3 protein-coding genes are annotated in these 1,922 nt (G+C 69.8%); 2 read left to right on the top strand and 1 reads right to left on the bottom strand.

All coding sequences use genetic code 11. The annotated features are described in order from the left end of the window. Together AB0M20_RS40850 and AB0M20_RS40855 are read left to right on the top strand one after the other, a co-directional pair. The coding region (locus tag AB0M20_RS40850) for a histidine kinase (protein WP_364306612.1) at positions 1–609 on the top strand (609 nt) is incomplete at its 5' end. Beyond that, on the top strand, positions 597–1,244 hold the full coding sequence (locus AB0M20_RS40855) for a response regulator transcription factor (RefSeq protein WP_364306614.1): 648 nt from the start codon (positions 597–599) through the stop codon (positions 1,242–1,244). The genes AB0M20_RS40850 and AB0M20_RS40855, both read left to right, overlap by 13 nt. A gap of 131 nt (positions 1,245–1,375) precedes the next feature. Here AB0M20_RS40855 and AB0M20_RS40860 read toward each other — a convergent pair whose 3' ends face one another. Then, positions 1,376–1,537, bottom strand: a complete 162-nt coding sequence (locus tag AB0M20_RS40860) for a helix-turn-helix domain-containing protein (protein ID WP_364306616.1) — start codon at positions 1,535–1,537, stop codon at positions 1,376–1,378. Positions 1,538–1,922 lie beyond the last annotated feature (385 nt).

The following is a 1,922-nucleotide window of genomic DNA, read 5'->3' on the forward strand; positions in this document are numbered from 1 at the left end:
CGCGAGGTGCAGTCCAGCCGGGCGCGATTGGTCCAGGCCGGCTACGAGGAACGCAAGAGGCTCGAACGCGACCTCCACGACGGCGCTCAGCAGCGGCTCGTCTCACTCGGCATGGCGTTCCGGCTCGCACAGCGGCACCTCGACGGCGAGTCGGTCGACGTCAACGGGCTGCTCGACCAGGGCGTCGCCGAGCTCGGCACCGCTCTCGTCGAGCTTCGCAAGATCGCCTACGGGCTACGCCCCGGCCGCCTCGACGACGGGCTCGGCGCCGCGCTGACCGAACTCGTCCGCACCGTCCCGATCGCCGTCGACCTGGACGTCTGCACCGACCGGCTGCCGGACGACGTCGCCACCACCGCGTACTACGTGGTCAGCGAGGCGATCACGAACGCGGTCAAGCACGCGACCGCCGACCGGATCGGACTGCGGGTTACCCGGTCCAACGGCACTCTCCTGGTCAGTGTCACCGACGACGGCCGGGGCGGCGCGGCGCTGTCCACCCGGTCGAGCATCGCCGACCGGGTGGCCGCACTCGGCGGCACGATGCGGGTCCACAGCCCGGTCGGCAGCGGCACGATGGTCGAAGCGGTGCTGCCGTGCGGATCGTGATCGGTGAGGACTCGGTCCTGTTCCGGGAGGGCCTCGCCCACCTGCTCACCGATGCCGGCCATGCGATCGTCGGCAAGGCGGACGACGCGCCGACGCTGATCTCCAAGGTCCTCGAGGAGAAGCCCGACCTCGCGATCATCGACATCCGCATGCCGCCCGACCGCACGGACGACGGCGCTCGCGCCGCTCGCACCCTGCGCGAGGCCGATCCCCGGCTCGGCATCGTGCTGCTGTCCCAGCACCTGGAGACCCGGCACTCGGTCGAGTTGGTGACCCACGGCTACTTCGGCTACCTGCTCAAGGACCGAGTCTTCGACGTCGAAGACTTCCTCGACGCGCTGCGCCGCGTCGCCGCCGGCGGCTCGGCACTCGACCCCGAGGTGGTCGCGGGGCTGATCATCCCGCGCCGCAACGATCCGCTCTCCGCCTTGACTCCCCGCGAGCGCGAGGTGCTCGCGCTCATGGCCGAAGGCCGCACCAACTTCGGCATCGCCCGCCGGCTGTGGCTCACCGATCGCACCGTCGAGACCCACGTCAGCAGCATCATGGCGAAGCTCGGCCTCGTGGACAGCAACGAAGACCACCGCCGCGTACTGGCCGTCCTGGCGTGGCTCGGTCAGCATTCGCCCGGGTAGAGGCCGCTTCCGGCGTTGGCGCGGCCGGCGCTGGCGCCGAGGATGGACGGCACGCGCCTTTCTAAGGATTTCGTCGATGGCAGCGAACAGCTCGGTCTGGGTTCGGGCATAGACGATCTCGCCTGACTCGATCATGGCGAGCAGTGTGTCGAGCATGCCGTTCTTGGTGGCGATCCAGTCGCTGAGCCGCGCGACTTGGTCGCGGTAGACCGCGTCGACCAGTTGCCTCGCGGTGGGAAGTGCCGGTAGAGCGTGGCGATGCCGACCCCGGCCTCCTGTGCGATCGCGCGCATAGACGGCTCGGTGCCGGCCGAAGCGAAGAAGCGGGTCAGCCTGTCAGTGCATAGCGTCGTATGTGCTCCAGCAGCGCGGCGACAGTGAGGTCGCGCGGCCGCAGCCTGTTGGATACGTCAACTCAGGCACGTGTGTGCGAACGGGTGCCTGTCGGGTCTCCCCCCATGACAGGTACCCCCCTGAGGGGTGTCGGGCTGCGGCTGGCGTGGGCAGGATGGGCTCCTAGCTGGACTGTTGGGCAATGCGAGGCAGCCTCGGGACAGGCTTGGCGGGGCCGGGGGTAGGTCCGAGGGTAAGTCCGAGGCCACGGCTATCCCTAGGGCCGGGCCTGGACCCGGCGATCCGACGGCCAAGCCGTCGTCCAAGCCGAACCGTCACTCGGGC

It is taken from the genome of Actinoplanes sp. NPDC051633 (genome assembly GCF_040681735.1).
Lineage (GTDB): Bacteria > Actinomycetota > Actinomycetes > Mycobacteriales > Micromonosporaceae > Actinoplanes.